This window comes from Hymenobacter sp. UV11 (assembly GCF_004684095.1).
Lineage (GTDB): Bacteria > Bacteroidota > Bacteroidia > Cytophagales > Hymenobacteraceae > Hymenobacter.
In genome coordinates, this window is record NZ_SRII01000013.1 from 26,830 (window position 1) to 45,527 (window position 18,698).

The 18,698-nt window shown below is 65.4% G+C and carries 21 protein-coding genes; 7 read left to right on the plus strand and 14 right to left on the minus strand.

Translation table 11 applies throughout. The features are described from left to right. Nucleotides 1-119 precede the first annotated feature (119 nt). The 3 genes from E4631_RS21130 (at nt 120) to E4631_RS21140 (ending at nt 2,355) form a co-directional block, all read left to right on the plus strand. Nucleotides 120-956 (plus strand): universal stress protein, encoded by an 837-nt coding sequence (locus E4631_RS21130; protein ID WP_133656997.1) that lies wholly within the window; start codon nt 120-122, stop codon nt 954-956. A 53-nt stretch (nt 957-1,009) separates the two neighbouring features. After that, the gene (locus E4631_RS21135) at nt 1,010-1,927 is read left to right on the plus strand and encodes a universal stress protein (protein WP_133656998.1); all 918 of its coding nucleotides are present in this window, start codon (nt 1,010-1,012) and stop codon (nt 1,925-1,927) included. Between the two features lie 245 nt (nt 1,928-2,172). Then, the gene (locus tag E4631_RS21140; protein WP_133656999.1) at nt 2,173-2,355 is read left to right on the plus strand and encodes a hypothetical protein; all 183 of its coding nucleotides are present in this window, start codon (nt 2,173-2,175) and stop codon (nt 2,353-2,355) included. A 10-nt stretch (nt 2,356-2,365) separates the two neighbouring features. Here the strand turns inward: E4631_RS21140 and E4631_RS21145 are convergent, their stop codons facing one another. Continuing rightward, nucleotides 2,366-3,307 (minus strand): phosphatase PAP2 family protein, encoded by a 942-nt coding sequence (locus tag E4631_RS21145; RefSeq protein ID WP_133657000.1) that lies wholly within the window; start codon nt 3,305-3,307, stop codon nt 2,366-2,368. Between the two features lie 282 nt (nt 3,308-3,589). Here E4631_RS21145 and E4631_RS21150 point away from each other — a divergent pair, with 282 nt between their 5' ends. Next, nucleotides 3,590-3,988: a hypothetical protein gene (locus E4631_RS21150; RefSeq protein ID WP_133657001.1), complete on the plus strand. Its 399-nt coding sequence runs from the start codon at nt 3,590-3,592 to the stop codon at nt 3,986-3,988. 30 nt (nt 3,989-4,018) lie between these two features. Then, a complete protein-coding gene (locus E4631_RS21155) occupies nt 4,019-4,924 on the plus strand; it encodes a bestrophin family protein (protein WP_133657002.1) in 906 nt (301 codons plus the stop codon). Nucleotides 4,925-5,259: 335 nt separating this feature from the next. Here the strand turns inward: E4631_RS21155 and E4631_RS21160 are convergent, their stop codons facing one another. The 13 genes from E4631_RS21160 to E4631_RS21220 form a co-directional block, all read right to left on the minus strand. Further along, nucleotides 5,260-5,760, minus strand: coding sequence for a general stress protein (locus E4631_RS21160; protein WP_133657003.1), 501 nt, complete (start codon nt 5,758-5,760; stop codon nt 5,260-5,262). A gap of 161 nt (nt 5,761-5,921) precedes the next feature. After that, on the minus strand, nt 5,922-6,818 hold the full coding sequence (locus E4631_RS21165; protein ID WP_133657004.1) for a F0F1 ATP synthase subunit gamma: 897 nt from the start codon (nt 6,816-6,818) through the stop codon (nt 5,922-5,924). Between the two features lie 2 nt (nt 6,819-6,820). After that, complete coding sequence (locus tag E4631_RS21170) at nt 6,821-8,374, minus strand: alternate F1F0 ATPase, F1 subunit alpha (protein ID WP_133657005.1); 1,554 nt, start codon at nt 8,372-8,374, stop codon at nt 6,821-6,823. After that, complete coding sequence (locus E4631_RS21175) at nt 8,361-9,155, minus strand: F0F1 ATP synthase subunit B (RefSeq protein ID WP_133657006.1); 795 nt, start codon at nt 9,153-9,155, stop codon at nt 8,361-8,363. The genes E4631_RS21170 and E4631_RS21175 overlap by 14 nt, the downstream gene beginning before the upstream one ends. Nucleotides 9,156-9,165: 10 nt before the next feature. Continuing rightward, the gene (locus E4631_RS21180; protein ID WP_133657007.1) at nt 9,166-9,435 is read right to left on the minus strand and encodes a F0F1 ATP synthase subunit C; all 270 of its coding nucleotides are present in this window, start codon (nt 9,433-9,435) and stop codon (nt 9,166-9,168) included. A gap of 85 nt (nt 9,436-9,520) precedes the next feature. Beyond that, a complete protein-coding gene (locus tag E4631_RS21185) occupies nt 9,521-10,222 on the minus strand; it encodes a F0F1 ATP synthase subunit A (protein WP_133657008.1) in 702 nt (233 codons plus the stop codon). After that, nucleotides 10,212-10,529 (minus strand): ATP synthase subunit I, encoded by a 318-nt coding sequence (locus E4631_RS21190; protein ID WP_133657009.1) that lies wholly within the window; start codon nt 10,527-10,529, stop codon nt 10,212-10,214. Before E4631_RS21190 ends, E4631_RS21185 begins: the two co-directional genes overlap by 11 nt. Then, entirely contained in the window at nt 10,522-10,854 is a 333-nt protein-coding gene (locus tag E4631_RS21195; RefSeq protein WP_133657010.1) for an AtpZ/AtpI family protein, read from the minus strand. Before E4631_RS21195 ends, E4631_RS21190 begins: the two co-directional genes overlap by 8 nt. A gap of 2 nt (nt 10,855-10,856) precedes the next feature. Then, nucleotides 10,857-11,261: a F0F1 ATP synthase subunit epsilon gene (locus E4631_RS21200; RefSeq protein ID WP_205704285.1), complete on the minus strand. Its 405-nt coding sequence runs from the start codon at nt 11,259-11,261 to the stop codon at nt 10,857-10,859. 106 nt (nt 11,262-11,367) lie between these two features. Next, nucleotides 11,368-12,873: a F0F1 ATP synthase subunit beta gene (gene atpD / locus E4631_RS21205; protein ID WP_133657011.1), complete on the minus strand. Its 1,506-nt coding sequence runs from the start codon at nt 12,871-12,873 to the stop codon at nt 11,368-11,370. 253 nt (nt 12,874-13,126) lie between these two features. After that, nucleotides 13,127-14,257, minus strand: coding sequence for an ATP-binding protein (locus E4631_RS21210; RefSeq protein WP_133657012.1), 1,131 nt, complete (start codon nt 14,255-14,257; stop codon nt 13,127-13,129). Nucleotides 14,258-14,679: 422 nt separating this feature from the next. Further along, nucleotides 14,680-15,129, minus strand: coding sequence for a BLUF domain-containing protein (locus E4631_RS26300; protein WP_205704286.1), 450 nt, complete (start codon nt 15,127-15,129; stop codon nt 14,680-14,682). A 123-nt stretch (nt 15,130-15,252) separates the two neighbouring features. Next, nucleotides 15,253-15,609, minus strand: a complete 357-nt coding sequence (locus E4631_RS21220; protein WP_174805450.1) for a thioredoxin — start codon at nt 15,607-15,609, stop codon at nt 15,253-15,255. Between the two features lie 407 nt (nt 15,610-16,016). Between E4631_RS21220 and E4631_RS21225 the strand changes: the two genes are divergently transcribed. Then, the gene (locus E4631_RS21225; RefSeq protein ID WP_133657013.1) at nt 16,017-17,624 is read left to right on the plus strand and encodes a PAS domain-containing sensor histidine kinase; all 1,608 of its coding nucleotides are present in this window, start codon (nt 16,017-16,019) and stop codon (nt 17,622-17,624) included. Further along, nucleotides 17,602-18,654, plus strand: coding sequence for a response regulator (locus E4631_RS21230; RefSeq protein WP_133657014.1), 1,053 nt, complete (start codon nt 17,602-17,604; stop codon nt 18,652-18,654). Before E4631_RS21225 ends, E4631_RS21230 begins: the two co-directional genes overlap by 23 nt. The last annotated feature ends 44 nt before the right edge of the window (nt 18,655-18,698 follow it).

Sequence of the window (18,698 nt, forward strand, 5' to 3'; positions counted from 1 at the left end):
AGGTGCTTCTACTGCCTTTTGGCTGCCGCTTGGTGGCTGTCGGCATTGCGTTGGCCGAAGCGGGCAGCATCCCAAAATACTGCTCTGCTGGCCGGCCACCTTCCTTTTTCCTTACTGCCATGCTGAAACCAAGCTTTGTTGTGCTCACCACTGCCGCGCCCGACGACGACCCCACGCTGGCCTATGCCGCTGCGCTGGCCGCGCCGCTGGGGGCCACCCTGCACCTGGTGCACGTAGTGTCGATGCCGCCCATTGCGACGCTGGAGTACGGCCTGCCGCTGCTCGACACGAGCTACGTACCGGCCGTGCGGGATGGCCTACGGCTGGCCGCCGCCCGCCTGCCCGTGCCCACCACCGTGCAAGTGCTGGAAGACGACTGGCACGAGGCCCTGGCCCAGGTGCTGGCCGCCTACCAGCCGGCGCTGTTGCTGGCCGGCATCACCGCCACCGACGGCCCCTTCGACGAGCTGCTTAGCAACCGCGCCCTGCCGCTGGCGCACCAAACTGGCTACCCGCTGCTACTGGTGCCGCAGTACCTGCCCGCCGCTGCCCAGCGCCCGCCGCGCCACCTGCTGCTGGCCGTGGAGGACCAGCCCTTCCGGCTTACGCCGCCCACCCGGGCGCTGGCCCCGCTGCTCGATGCCCTGGCCTGCACCATCACGCCCCTGACGGTGCTACCCCTGCACCACCCCCTGGCAACTGGCGAAGCCGGGCTGCTCGCCGCCCAAACCTGCGGGCTGGCCGCCGCGCTGCCGGGCGCCAAGCTGCACCGGGTGGTGGGCGTGCGCCCCGCCACGGGCATCTGGCAGGCGGCAGACGAGCTGGGGGCCGACCTGGTAGCGCTGCTCGACCAGGGCCATGGCTGGGCACATAAGCTATTCAGCGGCAGCGTTATTGCCGATGTGCTGCGTTACTCCCAAGTGCCCGTGCTGCTGCTGCCCGTGGCAACGGACTAGCGCCCGGCGCTGATTAGCGCCGCCTCTGTTTCACGTTTTTTCCTTCCCTTGCCATGTCCCTGACGCTCGTTGTTTTTGCCGGTTTTTACGAGGCGGCCCGCCACGCGGAGCACTACGCCGATGCCCTGGGCCAGGCCCTGCACGGTAAGCTGGTGCTGCTGCACGTCAACCGCGCTTCGCTCTTCGACCCCTACCTGGTAGTGGGCGAGCGCTACCGCCAGGCCGAGCTAGCCACCGAAACCGACACCACGGCCGCCCTGCACCGGCAGGCGGCGGCGCTGCGCTCGCCGGCTACCGTGGTCGTCACCACCGACTTGCTGCCCGCCATCGCCCACGACCTGGCCACCGGCTACGAGCCGGCCCTGTTCGTGCTCAGCCAGCCCGACGCCGAGCACCCCGCCGCCAGCGTGGTAGCCGACTGCGCCGAACTGCTGCGGGCCGGCCAGCATGCGCTGCTGGCAGTGCCCCTCGCCACCCCAGCAGCAAAGGCTCCCCGGCGCATCCTGCTTGCTGCCGACCGCGAAGCCTTTGCCCTGGCCCCGGCGGCGCTGGCCCTCCGCGAGCTGCTTGCCCTACCCGGCACCGAGCTGCTCGTAGCCCACGTGTCGGCTGGGGTTGAGGATGATGCTGGCTGCGCCGCTGCCCTGCGCGCCGTGCAGGATAGCGGCCTCCTAGCCGGGCTGCCCATTCCCGAGCTAAGAGGCTATAATCAAGATGATTACGCCGAAGGCGTGCTGGATGCCGTGCGCAACACGCAGGCCGACCTAGTGGTGGTATTTGCCCGCCAGCGCAGCTACCTGAGCGAAGTATTTCATAGCAGCGTAACGGCCCGGCTATTAACCGATTGCCCCGTGCCGATACTGGTGCTGCCCACCACCCTGGCCACCGTGCCCGCCGCTGGGCCCGAGGTTTCGGCCACCGTAGTCCAGTCTGCCACCAGCGTGCTCCAGGGCCTCAGCCCAGCCTACTGAGGAGCAATTTCCAAGTTTAGGATACCCGCTCCGGTCCGACGCCGAAGGCGTCCGACCGGTTGTCGCGTGCGCCAGTCGCGCGCCGTGTGTGACAGTCGCGCGCCGCATGCGCCAGTCGTTCGGGTATCGTTGCCACGACAACCGGTCGGACGCCTCCGGCGTCGGACCGGAGCGGGTATCCTAAACTAAAAACCACAGCAAGACGAACAACCAGCTAACAACCAAGTAGTTGAATTTAAAATATCATGAAAAAAAAGCCCTCCACCCCAGCCCCCCTTACCCCCGCGCTGGCCACCGCAGCCCACGAAGGCACCCCCGCATACGGCGACTACGGCCACCAGCATGCCGCCCCCGCGCCCCTACCCCCCGACCACCGCGCCGAAGGCGGCAACGTGTACGACCTCACCAAGGAGCAAACTGCGCTGTGAACTGGCTGGCCTACAGGGGCCGGGTCAGGCGCACGCCGCCGTAGGCGTAGCCGTTTACGTTTAGGCCCTGAATGGGGGTTAGAGACAAGTCTTTGCCGTGCAGCTTCTTATAGAAGTGTAGCACCGCTACCCCTGCCGTGGCACCCACCGCGCAGCCAATGAGCGCGTCGGCAAAGTGCTGGGGGGGTAGGGCCGCGCCGTCGTACCCGGCGGCCGTGCGGTGCAGCCGGGGCACCAGCACGCCCACGGTGGCCCCCACGGCGTAGCCCACCAGGTTGTCGGTGAGGAAGTGCTTGCCGGCTTTGATGCGGAAGTAGGCCACCACCACCGGCACGGCCGCCGCCGCGCCCCACACGTAGGGCTGGACCCGCGAGCCAGGGTTGAAGTCGTGGAAAATCTGGGCCGCGAAAAACGTGGCCGTGGCCGTGTGGGCCACGTGCCCGCCAAAAAACGAGTTGGCCGCCACGGCCCCGCTGCGCCGGCTGCCGCCCGCTGCCCCGTAGAGGTAGGGCCGGTAGCGGTACACGGTACCCACGGTGAGCGTAAAGATGGCGGCCGTAGTAGCCATCGTTTCCAGGTAGAGGCCCGCCACCTGGCCGTAGCGGCCGTGCACGGGCGCATCGAAGGCCAGTAGGGCGGGCACCAGTACCAGGGTGCTATAGCAGAGCGCGTCGCTGGTTGCCTGAGCCCGCGCGCTGTAGGTGCCGGCCGAAAACCGGTCGAGGCCGGGCACGCGGGCGCGGTCCAGCGCCGCCAGCTCGGCGGCTGGGGCTACGCGCTTGTGCTGCACCAGGTAGAGGCCCGTGGCGCTCAGGCCCGCCAGCCCCAGCGTGATGGGCGCCTCCAGGACAAACCGGGTTTGGTAGGGCGACGGCGCCTGCTGGGCCAGGGCTGCCATGGCTGGCCCCAGCCCCAGCAGCCCGGCCAGGACGGGCACCGCTAAACGCTGCATGGGAAAATTGTAAAGACGAATACGCCGGCCGCGCACCACCGGAAGTTACCGGCAAGTACCGACCAGACGGGTGCGCCGGGGGTGATAAAAATCAAGCTTTCTGGTGATTTGTGTCAAGTGGGGGGGTAGGGAGAGGCGCTAGCTTTGAGCTAGTCGGTGTGACCAGGTAATCCTGATAGCTTACCCTCCGTAGCACCTCCCCCCTAGCCCCCTATCCAAAAAAGAGGGGGCTAGGGGGGAGGCTCACGCGCAGGCCGCCGGCCAGTTCCCCGCTCTTTCCCTATGCGCCACCGCCTCTTATCTGAATCTGCTACCCTCGTGCTCGACTACGACGCCTTAGACGACCTCCTGCACGCCCGCTGGGGCCCCGAGCAAACGCTGGCCTCGACCCAGGCTGGCTACGAGCAGATACTAACCGTGCTACCCACCCAGCACTGCCACCGCCTGCTCGACGACCGCCGCGCCGCGCACCTGATGTGGGACGAGCTGGCCACCTGGATGGCCACCGACTGGTACCCGCGTGCCCACGCGGCGGGCCTGCTGCGCCACGCCGTGGTGTTTGCCAACGACTTTTTCGGGCACCTCGCCACTGAGCTGGTGCTGGCGCGGGTAGCTGGCAACGGCCACCTCGTGGGCTTCAGCTCGGAGGCGGCGGCCCGCCAGATGCTGCTGGCCGCCTAGGCCCCGCGCCCTTTCCTGCCCGCACCCGCTATGCTGCTCGATACCAAGCTCCCGGCCGCCTACCTCTTCCGGGGCATCCGCCCCGACCTGGTGCGGGTGCTGCTGATTTCCAGTTTCTTTCACCTGCTCAAGCTCTCGATTGGGGCCTTCCTGCCGCCCGTGCCGCTGCAGCTGCCCACCATTCTGGGTAGCCTGATTTCGCTGCTGCTGGCCTTCAAAACCAACCAGTCGTACGAGCGCTGGTGGGAGGCCCGCAAGGTGTGGGGCGCCATCGTCAACGACTCGCGCGCGCTGGTGCTGCAAGCCAGCGGCTTCGTGCCCGATGCCGTGCTGGCCGCCGCCCCGTGGCCACTGCGCGCGCTGGCCCACCGCCAGATAGCCTGGTGCTACTGCCTCGGCGAAACCCTGCGCGGCCTCGACAGCACCGCCACCCTCACGAAGTTTCTACCCCCCGACGAGCTGGCGTACACGCACGACCAGGATAACAAGCCCCTGGCACTGCTGGCCCTGCACACGGCGCAGCTCAAAAAGCTCTACCAGGAGGGCGCGCTCAACGCCTACCAGCAGGTGCAGCTGGATGCCACGCTGCTGCGCCTCTGCGATGCGCTGGGCCAGGCCGAGCGCCTCAAGAGCACGGTATTTCCGGCCAGCTACCGGCGGCTGGTGCATTTTTTCATCTACCTGTTTCTGCTCACGCTCTCGCTGGGGCTGGTGCAGGCCATCGGGCTGTGGGAAATTCCGGTGCTGCTGACCACCGCCTCCACCTTCTTCCTGCTCGAGCGCACCGCCCGCTACCTGCAAGACCCCTTCAGCAACCAGCCCACCGATACGCCGGTCACGGCCCTGGCCCGCACCGTGGAAATCAACCTGCGGCAGCTGTTGCACGAAAGCGCCGTGCCCGCGCCGCTCGCCCCCGAAGCATTCTATTTGCTGTGAGGCGGCGGCTGGCTTTTGGGGTCGAAGCCCATTTATCCCTACCCCCCCGCCGCTGGCCAAGGCTACCAACTACCCTTGCAGGAGTAGTTCCCCCGCTCCTTTTCGGAGAGGGGGGTAGGCGCACGGTAGAACGACCCGCCTGCGTAACAGCAGTTACTAACGTGTCAAGCGCAAGTAGGCTGGGTGGGCAACCAGCTATTAGCCAGCGCATAAGACCAGTAGACTAAGAAAGACTAAATCGGGTGCGCGGCAGCCGGTTTCTGGCCGCCGATGGCTGGGCACAACGAGGGCCAGACGGAATCCGCCTGGCCCTCGGCTAGTAGCACTATAACTGGCTACGCCGCAGCGAGCTCGCCCACACCCAGGATTTCGCGGGCCCGCGCTATCTCGGCCGACGTGCCGTGCGCGATGAGCAGAAATTTACCGGCCTTGATTTCCGTCTCGTACTCCAGCACGCTGTTTTCTGGGATGCCGATGCTGGCCAGGGCCCCGGCCAGCGCACTGACGGAGCCGACCACCACCGCCCCTTCGAAGGCGGCTACCAGCGCTGCTATAAATGGCCCGGCAATAAGCAGCGGCCCTACCCCCGGCACCAGGAAAAACGCGGAGCCGAACAGCAGGCTCCAGATACTACCCCAGAATGCGCCGGTGCTGCCCCAGCTCAGCATCCGGTCGCCGAGATTATAGTAGCCCACCACCTTTTCCTCGGTGTGCATGCCCTGGCCCACGATGGAGAGGCGCTTCATATCGAAGCCGCTGGTTTGCAGTTCCGCCACGGCCTGCTCGGCCTGCGCGTGGGTGTCGTAGAGGACGGACAAGAGAGGTTCGTTATTCATTGGAAAGGGGATAATACCTGGTGAGTGCTGCCCGCCCGGGCCAACGAGCCCGGTGCTGGTAGAGCAGGACAAGATTACGCCCCGGCTTGAGGGGGCATCCTGACGAAAATCAGCCTGTGGGAGTGATAATTGATAGCTTCGCCCTCCGCGGCACCACACTGCTACCGCCCCTTCTCCTTTTTCAACGCCTCAAACCCGGCAACCACATCAAACAGCTCTTCGTCGATGGCGCTCTGCCGCTCGCGGTAGTACTGGTGCGAGAGGTCATCGAGCAGGGAGTTGATGTTTTTTTCGGCGCGCTGCATGGCTTGCAGGCGGCTGGCATTCTCACTGGCCAATGACTCGGCGCAGGCCTTGAACAGGGACACAAACAGCAGCTCGTGCAGCAGGGCCGCCAGCGTGGGGGGCCGCCCGCCCGCCACCTGGGGCACCGTGTTGGTGGGCCAGGCAAACTTCGCTATTTCTGCCCGCCACGCGGCGTCCAGCGGCAGCAGGCGCTGCTGCACGGGCTGGTAGCCAGCTGCTTCGGTAGGCTGGTTGTGAAAGATATAGAACTCCGTCAGCGCGCCTTTAGCCAGGCTCTGCTGGGCTTGCAGCAGTATTTTGCCCACCAGCGGCGTAACGGCTTTAATCGAGCCCGGCACCCCAAACCGGGAGGTGACCGGCAGGCCCCGGTCGGCCAGCAGCAGCTGCACCCGCTCGCCCACCGCCCAGACTTCCTGGGGCCCCGACAGGGCGTGCAGGGCCTGACCCACAAAGTCGGCCAGCGCGCCGTTGAAGGAGCCCACCAGGCCCTGGTCAGACCCAAAAACCAGGGCGCAAATGCGGGGCGGGGCGGCCTTGGGGGGGGTAGGCTCCGGGGCCCGCGGCCTGCGGGGCTCCGAGGCAAAGTAGGCCACCAGACCCAGCGCCACGGTTCGGTGATACTCCCCGAGCGCGCCCACCGCCAGCTCGTACTGGCCGATATTGGCCGCCGCCATGGCTTTCATGGTCCGCACCACGGATTTAATATCCTGGGCGCCCGCCATTTTGCGGGTCAGTTGTTCCAGCGTATCCATCGTTAGGCCGGTTGCGTGGGAGGTGCCGGGGGCTGGTCCTGAAAAGGGGCCAGCACCGCCTGGGCGTGGGCCAGCAGCGCGTCGTGGTCGGCCGGAAGCATGGGCTGCTCGGAGGCAAGGCGTTGCAGCAGGTCGGGGGGTAGGGCCTGGCTGCTTTGGCTGAGCTGGGTCTGGGCCGCGGGCATTTTCTCCACGGGCACCTGGTCGAAATAGCCGCTGGTGAGGGCCAGCAGCACCACCAGTTGCTCGGGCACCGATAGCGGGTGCAACTCCGACTGCTTGAGCCAGTACCGGATGCGCTTGCCGTGCTCGATAACGGTTTGGGTGTGCTCATCAAGCCGGGTGCCGAAGCGGGCGTAGTTTTCCAGCTCCTCAAACTGCGCGTAGGCCAGCTTCAGGGTGCCGGTGGTGGCGCGGTAGGCAGGCAGCTGGGCCTGGCCGCCCACCCGCGACACGGACTTGCCCACATCAACGGCCGGCAGAATGCCCGCCTCAAACAGCTTGGGCGAGAGGTAAATCTGGCCGTCGGTGATGGAGATGAGGTTGGTCGGAATGTAGGCCGCGATGTTCTGGGCTTCGGTTTCGATGATGGGTAGGGCCGTGAGCGAGCCGCCGCCCAGCGCCGGGCCCAGGTGCGTGGCCCGCTCCAGCAGGCGCGAGTGGATGTAGAAAATATCGCCCGGAAACGCCTCCCTACCCGGTGGCCGCCGCAGCAGCAGCGACAGCTCGCGGTAGGCACGGGCGTGGTTGGTAAGGTCGTCGTACACGATAAGCACGTCGCGGCCCTGCTCCATAAAGTGCTCGGCCACGCTGGTGGCCGCGTAGGGCGCAATGTATTTCAGGCCCGGCGCGTCGTTGCCTTCCGCCACCAGCACCACGGTGTAGGCCAGGGCCTGGTGCTGCCGCAGGGTAGCAATCACCTTCGCCACCGACGACGCCCGCTGCCCAATGGCGCAGTAAACGCACAACACGTTCTTGCCCTGCTGGTTGAGAATGGCATCGAGGGCGATGGCGGTTTTGCCGGTCTGCCGGTCGCCCAAAATCAGCTCGCGCTGGCCCCGCCCGATGGGAATGAGGGCATCGAGCACTTTCAGGCCGGTTTGCAGCGGCACGGCAACCGCGGCCCGGTCCATGATGGCCGGCGCGGGCCGCTCGATGGGCAGGCGCTTGGCGGCGCCGATGGGCGGCAGGTCGTCGAGCGGCTCGCCCAGCGGGTTGATGACCCGGCCGAGTAGCGCGTCGCCCACCGGCACGTCCATGACCCGGCCCGTGCGCTCCACCTCGTCGCCCACGTTCACCCGCGCGTCCTCGCCCAGCAAAATAACCCCGATTTCGTCGGCATCCAGGTTGTAGGCAATGCCATACAGGCCGCCGGGAAACGCCAGCAGCTCCTCAAAGCCCGCCCCCGGCAGCCCCGCCACCCGCACCACCCCCGCCGATACGCTGCTGACCGTGCCCAGCTCGCGGGGCACCAGCGCGGGCACAAACGCGTCGCTGGCCCGCAGCAGCTCGGCCAAGGTGGCGCTCAGGGGCTCGGGCAGCTTACTCAACGGCATGGGGCTCAGGGTTGGGCACGGGGGAGGGGGTAGGCGCGGGTACGGGCGCGGCTTTTTCCAGCGCTACCAGGTAGTCGGCCACGTCCCAGGCCAGCCGAAAGCCGTTCGCGTTCAGGCTGATGCCACTGATAAGGGCCGGGCTGGTGGTAAACACCAGGTTCGGGGCCGCCCCCAGCAGGCCCCCCAGCGTTGTGCCGATAGCGGCCCGCTGCTCATCGGTGAGGGCGAAGGCGCTCTGCACCTGCATCGGCTTTTTATCGGCTTGAAACGCGGCCAGCAGGGGCTGCCGGTCGGCGCGGCTCAGCTGTTGCAGGCGCTGCACGAATACGGCCACGGCCTGCGCTTCCAGGCTCGCCGAAGCCAGGTCGGCGAGGGCTTTTTTGGCCAGCGCAAAAACGGTTTGCCGGGTCTGGCGGGCCGTGTCGGCCTGCTGGGTGGCCTGGCTTTCCTGCAAGGCTTTCAGCTGCTTGGCGCGCTGGTCGTCGGCTTCCTGCCGGCCGGCGGCCAGCAGCTTTTGGCGCTGGGTTTCGGCGTCGGCCTCGGCGGCAGTGAGCAGGGCTTGCTTTTGGGCGTCGAAGGCCGCGGTTTTCCGGGTCAGCTCGTCGTGGGCAGCGTGGGCCTGGTCTTGCTGGGTTTTGGCGGCCGTGAGCTGCGCCGTAATCTGCTGCTCGCGCTGGTCCATGGCGGCCAGAATGGGGGCATATAAAAAGCGCTTCATCAACCACGCCAGCAGGGCGAAATTGAAGAGCTGCGCAATGACCGTGAACCAGTTAATCTGCATAACAGGCGCGTTAGTTGGCGATGACGTGGTTCCAGAACGGGTTGGCGAAAATGAGAATCATCGACACCACAAAGCAGTAAATGGCCGTCGATTCAATCATGGCCAGGCCCACAAACAGGGTGCGCGTAATGGTCGAGGAGGCATCGGGCTGCTGGGCCAGCGCGTTGAGGGCCGTGGCCACGGCCTTGCCCTCGCTAGCGGCCGGCATCATGGTGCCAAGGGCGGTAGTGAGGCCCGCCGTGATGATGGAAACGATGGCAATGAGGGTGATGCTGTCCATAATTAAGGTACTGATTGAAAGGTGTGTAGGGCACGCAAAACGCTCATGCTGCGCGCCGCGGAGTCGAAGCATAGCCGCTCCGTGTTTAGGCACTCTGAGCAGTGGCTTCCGCTGCTTTGGGAATTGGTTTGGCTACGGCCGCCGCGATGTACACCGTGGCCAGAATACTAAAGATGTAGGCCTGCACTATGCCCGTGAGCAGCCCCAGCAGGTTCATTAGTACAGGGAAAAACAGGGGCGTAATACTCAGCAAAATGGCTACGATGAGCCCCCCGCTCATGATGTTGCCAAACAGGCGCACGGCCAGCGCCAGCGTGCGGGTAACTTCACCAATGAGGTTGAAAGGCAGCATGATGAAGGTGGGCTGCACGTAGGTTTTCAGGTAGTGGCGCAGGCCCATCTGCGAAATACTGAAGGCCGGCACGGCCAGAAACACCGCCAGCGCCAGCGCCACCGTGGTCGAGAGCGAGCCGGTAGGCGGCTCGTAGGCCGGCAGCACAATGCCGACATTGGCAATGGCAATAAACAGAAACAGGGTGCCGATGAAGCCGATGTACTTGGCCGGCTGCGGCAGCCCCACCTGCTCGATTTGGCCGTTGATGCCCGACACGATTATTTCGAGCGCGCACTGCCAGCGGGCCGGGTGGAGGCCGGGTGTGAGGCGTCGGGTGCCCCAGGCCGCGGCCCCCACCATCACGAGCATAATGCCCCAGGTAGTAACCAGCGTGAGGTTGATGGTCACGAAACCAGCCTGCCAGAAGATGACCTCGTCGGAGCTAAGATGCATGGGGTAGGGAATTGGAAACAGGTGGGTTTGGGGGCCCCGCCGGCCGAGTGCCGGCCGCCACCAGGTAGCGCGCGGCCACAAAGCCGAACAGGCAGCCAAGCAGCGCCCGCCAGTCGCCCCCCCGGCCCACGTAATAAAACCCCGCCCCCGCCGCCCCCACGCGCAGCCAAAAGCTGCCCAGCACCCACAGGGCCGGCACGCGGGAGGCCAGGGCCAGCCGCACCGTTAGCCAGAGGCCGTAAAAAAACACGGTGCCCAGGGCCAGGCCGGCTACCAGGGCCAGGGCCATTCTTAGTGGTTCAGTCATCGGTTTTGGGCTTTGAGGGGGGAATTTCCTGGTCTTGCTGCTTCACCCAGACCCACGCCATAAGGCAGCCCGCCACCAGGCCCAGCAGCAGCAGCGTCAGGGTCCAGGACAGGGGGGCGGGCGCGGGCGCGTGCTTATCCAGCCACCGGCCCAGGGCCGCGCCGCCCAGCGTCGGCACCACCACCGTCCAGCCAATAATGCCCATCAGCGTCAGGCCGTGCCAGATGGCGGGGCTGCCGTCGGGCTCCGCGTTGCGCTTGCGGCGGGCCTTAGCGCCGACCAGGCGGCTGAAGGGTGACTCGGGGTGGGGGGTAGGGGGTAGCATGGCTAGGCAGATGGAAATTTTTCGAGCCGGGCGATAAAGCCGCGTTCCAACTGCGTCATGGCCCGGCGGGTAATGCGCTCGGCCTCGGCCTGCGCCACAAACTGCTTTTCGACCGCAGCTTGCAATTGCGCCAAATCAGAGCCGGCCAGGGCCTGCCGCACCGCCACCGACACCTGCGCCCCGGCCTTGGTCAGCACACCTTCATCCACCGCCACGTACTGCACCGGGCCGTTTTCCGTCTCATACGTCAAAATGCCGGGCACCAGCGCCGCCACGCAGTCGAGGCGGTGGGGTAGCAGGCCATACGCGCCTTCGCTCGTCTCAAACACCACGCGGCGCACCCCCGCCACATCGAGAAAAACCTCGGACGGCAGCAGCACTTTCACGCGCATCAGGTCATCGCTCATCGGTGGGGGTTGGGTAAGTAAGTAACTGAATTTTGATAATCAGTATCCTGTAAAAAGTCGTCTGCCATGCTTCGACAGGCGCAGTATAGCGTTCTTTATCAAACCTTTAGCCAGCACTAACTGCCACTGCTTTCGGCACTGCCGCCGCAGGCGGAGTAGCCGGCTTTGGCGCCTGGCCAGCGGCTTTCTTTATCACCTCCTCAATGGTGCCCACCATGTAAAAGGCGCTCTCCGGCAGGTCTTTAAACTCATCAGCCAGAATGCGCTCGCACCCGCTCAGGGCATCTTCTAGGCGCACATCAACACCGGGCAGGTTGCTGAACTGCTCGGTGGTGAAAAACGGCTGCGTCAGGAACCGCTCCAGGCGGCGGGCGCGGTCTACCAGGCTGCGGTCGGCGGGCGAAAGCTGCTCCAGGCCCAGCATGGCGATGATGTCCTGCAGGTCTTCGTACTGCGCCAGCACCCGCCTTATTTCCTGCGCCAGCGCATAGTGCCGGTCGCCGATGATGCCGGGGGTAGCCATTTTAGAATTCGACTGCAACAGGTCGATGGCCGGGTACAGGCCCTCGCTCGCCCGCTTGCGCGAGAGCACCAACGAGGCCGACAGGTGCGAAAACGCGTGCACGGCCGCCGGGTCGGTCAGGTCGTCGGCCGGCACGTACACGGCCTGAATGGAGGTAATGGCCCCGGCCTCGGTGTTGGCAATGCGCTCCTCCAGCTTCGAAAGCTCGGTGGCCAGCGTGGGCTGGTAGCCCAGGCGCGAGGGCATCTGGCCCAGCAGCCCCGACACTTCCATGCCCGCCTGCATAAACCGGAACAGGTTGTCGATGAGCAGCAGCACGTCGCGGTGCTCGTCGTCGCGGAAATACTCGGCGATGGTGAGGGCCGCGTGCCCTACCCGAAACCGGGCGCCGGGCGGCTCATTCATCTGCCCAAACAGCATCACCATATTTTTCAGCACGTCGGCCTGCTGCATCTCGTGGTAGAGCTCGTTGCCCTCGCGGCACCGCTCGCCGATGCCGCAAAACAGGCTCACCCCGTTGGTGTGGCCCACCATGTTGTGAATCAGCTCGGTAAGCAGCACGGTTTTGCCCACGCCTGCGCCGCCAAACAAGCCGGCCTTGCCGCCCCGCTCCAGCGGCACCAGCACATCAATGGCCTTGATGCCGGTGAGGAAGACCTCGGAGCTAGCCAGCCGCTGCGCCAGCGGCGGGGGCAGCTGGTGAATGGACCGCCGGGGCAGCGCGGGCAGCGCCGGCCCGTGGTCGATGGTGTTGCCAAACACGTCGAACATCCGGCCGATGATTTCCTTGCCCACCGGCACCGTAAGCTGCTGGCCAGTAGTCACTAGCTGCATGCCCCGGGCCAGGCCCTGGGTGGGGTTGAGGGCAATGCCGCGCACCGTGTGCTCGTCGAGCTGGGTCGCTACTTCAAGAGTGACCGGGGGCGCGGCGGTGGTGTGCAGCACGGCGTAAATCGCGGGCAGGTCGTGTTCAAACCAGACATCGACCACGCTGCCCCGCACCGCCACCACGCGGCCCTGGTTGCGGGAGTCGGGCGGGGTAGGGCCCGCTGACGCGCCCGCTTCCGGCAAGTGGCTTGGAGAATTCATAGGGGTAGGCGAGTAATCCGGCAATCAAACCTCAGCCCCGACCAGCGGGGTGGCCCTGGCAAAGTTGGCCGTTTCCTAAAGCCCATTCGCTGACGATAATTTGCGGAAAACCTGACGTTTATCATGCCCGCGGCTGGGGCCCGGCGGCGAGCGCGAGCACTCAGCGGCCCTGGGCCAGGGGGTAAGGCGCTCAGGCAGGCCGACTGCCGGCAGAAGGCAACGGCTCTCTGCCCGCGAAGCAGCGGGCCAGCGCCTACCCCAGCACCTGCGCCGCGCCCGCCGAAACCGGCGTGTCCACGGTTTCGGCCCGCGGAATTTCGATGGTGAACGTGCTGCCCTGGTCCGGCTGGCTGACCACGAAAAGGTGGCCGTGGTGCCACTCCACAATGGTTTTGCACAGGGCCAGGCCCAGCCCGGTGGTGGGTTCGCCGCGCAGGCCCGGCCGGCGGGCCTTGGTAAACCGCTCAAACAAGTAGGGCTGCATGGCGAGCGGAATGCCGATACCATCGTCCACCACCTGAATGCGGACCACGCCGGGGCCCGGCTCGATGTGCACCGTTACGTGGCCGGCATCGGGGGTAAATTTGAGGGCGTTGCCAACCAGGTTGATGAGCACCTGCGTAAATTTATTGACGTCGAGGTTGGCGTATATCGGCTCGGTGGGCAGCGTGTAGGTGAAGGCGTGGCCAAGCACCCGCTGGCCGGTCTGAAGCTGGTCGAGGGGCACGCGCAGCACGGCCCCCACGTCCACGCGGTCCACTTTCAGGTCGGTGTTGGCCGAAGTCAGAAACTCCAGGTTGATGAGCTCGCGAATCATCTTTACGCTGTCGCGGCTAGTGGTTTCCAGCACGCCCAGCATGTCGGGCACCCGGCTAGCGAGCGGCGAAGTGACTTCCTCCCGCAGAAATTCGGCAATCTGCTGCACCAGGATAAACGCGCCGCTCAGGTCGTGCGACAGAATTTCGAGCGTGGCGTTTTTGCGGCTGTTAAACAGGTCGGCGTTTTCCTGGTAGCGCTTCATCACGCTCACATCGCGCAGGCTGCCCCCGAGCAGTACCCGGCCCTTCGCATCTTGCTGGTAAGAGGGCGTGAGGCAAAACCACTGGTGCGGCTGGCCCTCGTGCAGCAGGCGCACTTCTACCTCATTGGCGGGCTGGCCCTGCTGCCACAGCGCCCAGTAGTGCGCCAGGTAGGCCCGGTCGTCGGGGTGCAGGCGCTGGAGCAAGTCGGGCAGCTCGGCCTTCACCAGGCCTTTAGTACCCCTAAAAACCTGCTCATACGCGGCGTTGATGAATACCAGGCGGCCCGCCGCGAGGTCATACACAAACTGGACGTGGGCGCTGGCTTCCGCCTGGTCCAGAAAGAAGTCGGCAAAGTCGGGCATAGGTAGTAATTCGCTAAAAAAAGGCTGGTGAGGCTGCGCGCGCGGCGCCGGCACTAGCTGCGCTGGAGCGGTACTGCTTCCCGAAGGGGGGGTAGGGGCACGCAAAAAATGCCGCTCGCCAGCCCAGCGGGCGCAGTGCGCGTGACCCACTACAAGATTACGCCCGCCCTAAAGCGGCCCCCATGATGAAAATCAGGTATCAGGGGTGACAAGTCGCAGCCTCTGTGCTACTGCGGCTGCCGGGTCAGGCAGGGCACGGGCGCCGGTCCGGCAGCCTAGCCATCCGGCCGGTTGACGCCAGAACGAGGACTGCGCGACTGGCCAAGCGGCGCACCCGCCACAACCGGTCAAATGACTTCGCCATCGGACCGGCGCCCGTGCAGCAACTCAAAAATTACTATAATTATCTAGTAATCAGCTGATTATAAATAGTCGGCAGGCTCCAATTCGTGGTGGGCCACAAAATCCAGCAGCAGCTTTAGCATCTCGGGGCGCACGCGGGGCTGCGGGGCAAACAGCACCAGCGAGTGGGGCGTGCCGGCGGCCAGCAGGGCGTGCAGCTCCGCAGCGTTGGCCACGCGGAAGCCCATGTTCCAGTCGGCAAAGCTGCGCTCGGCGCAAGCCCCGGCGCCCAGCAGGTGGCAGTGGTGGTGGCGGGGGTCGACCGCAATATGGTCGTAGTAGAGTGCCCGCACCACGGCTTCTTCCCCCTCCAGAATCTGCAAAAACCGCCCGTCGGGCGTGTGCAGCAACAGGCCCGACAGGTGGTGCTCCCGGTTGAAGGCGCGGGCCTGGTGCAGCAGGGCCGTTAGCGCCGGCGTGTTGAAGGGCTGCAAGGCCTGGCTGTGGTAAAGGAGGTGATACAAGCCCATAGTGGCAGCAAGTGAATGAAAGCCCATCGGTGACGGGTACCCTTCCTGGCCAGTGCAGCGCTTACGGGTAGGGAAGCTACGCACTAAGCTTGATAATCAGCGTATATCAAGCGTGCTAAAGGTTCAGCTATCCTGGCCGATGGCCTGCCCGGCGGGGGGTAGGGCGAGGTGGGTCAGCAGCTGGGCCACGATAAACTCGCCTTCGGGCAGGCCCTGCTGGCGCCACAGCTCCACGCCCCGGCGCACCAGCACGAAGGCCGGTAAATCGGCCGGCTGAAAGCTGCGCACCACGGCCGGATGGCTGGTATCGTCCACCGAAAGCACCCGGATAACGCTGCCCAGCTGCTGCTGCAATACCTGGAGCGCCGTTAGCGTAGCCGCCCGCACGGGTTGGGCCGTGCCTATCGGCGGCAGCAGTACCAGCAGCACCGCCGCATCGGCGGCCAGGGCAGAACTTGGGGTAGGGGTAGAACCAGGCATGACAAGAAAAGTAGCAGCAGCAGAGGTATGCACCGGCAAAACTAGTGCCGTACCGCGCTCATCAACATGAGCCTGCCTGCTTAAACGGCTGACATCTATCATATTAATCCAGGTTAAGGTTAACGGCAACTGCATTCAACCTGCCGAAGGTGACCAGCTTAGCCAGCGGGCGGGCAATGTGGTATTGGGGCGGGTGGCGGGGGCCGGCGCGCCAACGCCGCCGCGCCGCAGGCGCAGATTCTGGTTGCGGCGGGCAGGGTCGCAAAGCTATCGGGCCATTTTGGCGGCTGGCATGACGGCTGCCCGCCAACTAGCTGACATTCGTCATGGGTAGCAGCCCACTTACCGCCGACCTTTGACAAGCATGAGGTGCCGCCTTGTGCTACATTCTCCCCTTGCGCCCGCCCATGCTTTCGGCTTCCTACACCACCATTCTTTCCAACCTGCTCTACACGCACTCGCGGGATTTTGTGGGTATCTATGACGTGGCGCTGGGCTGGTTTACGCAGGTCAATCCCGTGGCCGTGCAGCTGCTGGGCTACACCTCGGAAGAAGCTTTTCTCACCGACCCTAACCACACCCTGCGGGAGCCGCCCTGGACGGTAGCGGAGTGGCACGACCTGTGCGAGCTCACGCAGCGCGAAGGCCACCACGAGCTGGAAACCACCATCCGCCGCCACCGCGGCGAGCCGTTTCTGGCCTACCTGCGGCTCACGTATTTCGAGGCGGAAGGCCGCGAGTCGCTGCTCGTGTGCCTCACCGAGCAAAGCCCGCTGCAACGGGCCGAGCGCGACCTAGCCCACAGCGTGCGGCGCTTCGAAGCCGTGTTTACCAATGCCACCATCGGTATTGTCGTCTGCGACAAAGCCGGTATTATGGTGTCGGCCAATGAATTGGTGGGGCATCTCTTCGGCTACACGCAGCCCGAGCTGCTGGGCCAGCGCATCGAAGTGCTGGTGCCCAAGGCCGCTGGCCGGCACCACGAACAGCTGCGGGAGTCCTTCCACCAAAACCCGCAGGTGCGCAGCATGGGCGCGCACCGCGCGCTGCAGGGTCAGCGCCAAAACGGCTCCGTGTTCCCGGTCGAAGTCAGCCTGAGCTACTTCTACCTCGACGCGGAGCTGTACGTGGTCGCTTACATCCTCGACACCAGCCTCAAGCAGGCGGCCGAGCAGGAATTAATTGCCCAGCACCAGCAAGTGGCCCGCCTCAACGCCGAGCTGGAGCAGAAAGTGGCCAACCGCACTCACGCCCTGCTCAGCACCCTGGCCGAGCTCGAAGAGCGCGGCCAGGAGCTGGCCCTGGCCCTGGCCGCCGAGCGCGAGCTGGGCGAGCTCAAGTCGCGCTTCGTGAGCATGGCTTCGCACGAGTTTCGCACGCCCCTCACGGCCGTGCTTACCTCGGCCGCCCTCATCGGCAAGTATGCCGGCGGCGACCAGCAGACCCAGCGCGTGCGCCACTTGGAACGCATCGCAGCCTCCGTTAACCACCTCAACGCCATCCTGGAAGAGTTCCTGTCGGTGGGCCGCATTGAGGAAGGCACGATGGAGGCGCGGCCCACGAACTTCGACTTGGCCACGCTGCTCACCGAAACCCTGGCCGACGTGCAAAGCCTGTGCAAGCCCGGCCAAACCATCGTGCGGCTGGTGGAGTGCCGCGTGGTGCGCCTGGATGCCTCGCTGCTACGCAAAATTCTGGTCAACCTGCTCTCCAACGCCCTCAAGTACTCGGGCGACAACTCGACCGTCACGGTGCGGGCCAGCTGCCTCGATAACACCTTGCTGCTGAGCGTAGAAGACCAGGGGGTAGGGATTTCCAAAGAAGACCAGGCCCACCTGTTTGAGCGCTTTTTCCGGTCCCGCAGCGTCAGTACCGTGCCGGGCACCGGGCTGGGCCTCTACATTATTGCCAAGTACCTGGAACTGCTGCGGGGCACCATTGCCCTTAGCAGCACCCTGGGCCAAGGCACCACCGTCACCGTCACCATTCCCTATGAAAACGATTCTGCTGATTGAGGACGATACCTTCATCCGGGAAAATACGGCCGAGCTGCTCGCCCTGACCGGCTACACCGTGCACACCGCCGAAAACGGCAAAACCGGGGTGGAAAACGCCCTGGCCGCCCGGCCCGATTTGGTCATCTGCGACATCATGATGCCGGTGCTCGATGGCTTCGGCGTGCTGCACATCTTCAACCAGAACCCCCAGCTGGCGGGCGTGCCGTTCATCTTCCTCACCGCCAAAACCGAGCGCGCCGACCAGCGCCGCGGCATGGAGCTGGGCGCCGACGACTACCTCACCAAGCCCTTCAGCGAGAACGAGCTGCTGAGCGCCGTGAGCGGCCGCCTCGACCGCTTCCAGCACCTCAAGCCCGACTACGACCTGCAAGCCGGCGGCCTGGGTGAGTTTCTGGACGATGCCCGCGCCGTGGGCAACCTGGCCGGCCTCTCGGCCGACCGCCGCGCGCACCCGGTGCGCCGCAAGCAAGACGTGTACCTGGAAGGCGACGAGCCCACGCGGGTGTATTTCGTGCAATCTGGTCGCGTCAAAACCGTGAAAACCACCGAGGGGGGTAAGGAGCTGATTACCGGCTTCTACGGCCCCGGCGAGTTTTTCGGCTACCTGGCGCTGCTGGGCCAAACGCCGCACGCCGACTCGGCCGTGGCCGTCGACGACTCGGAGCTGGTCTACATTCCGCAGGATGATTTTTCGCAGCTGGTGCTGCGCAATCCGGCCGTGAGCCAGCAGTTTATTCACCTGCTGGCGGGCCGCGTGGGCGAGCGCGAGCAGCAGCTGCTGGCCATGGCCTACAGCTCCATCCGCCGGCGCGTGGCCGACACGCTGCTGCGCCTCTACGAGCCCACGGCCGCCGACCCCGAGGCCACCATCCAGCTCACCCGCGAGGACATGGCCGCCATGGTGGGCACGGCGCCTGAGTCCCTCATTCGCACTCTGAGCGAGTTCAACCAGAATGGCCTGATTGAGCTGACACCCAAGAATATCCGGGTGATAGAGCCCGAAAAGCTGCGCCGGGCGCACTGGTAAGCCCGCGCTGCGGCAGCGCCGCCGGCTTCGGCCCGACTGCCGCC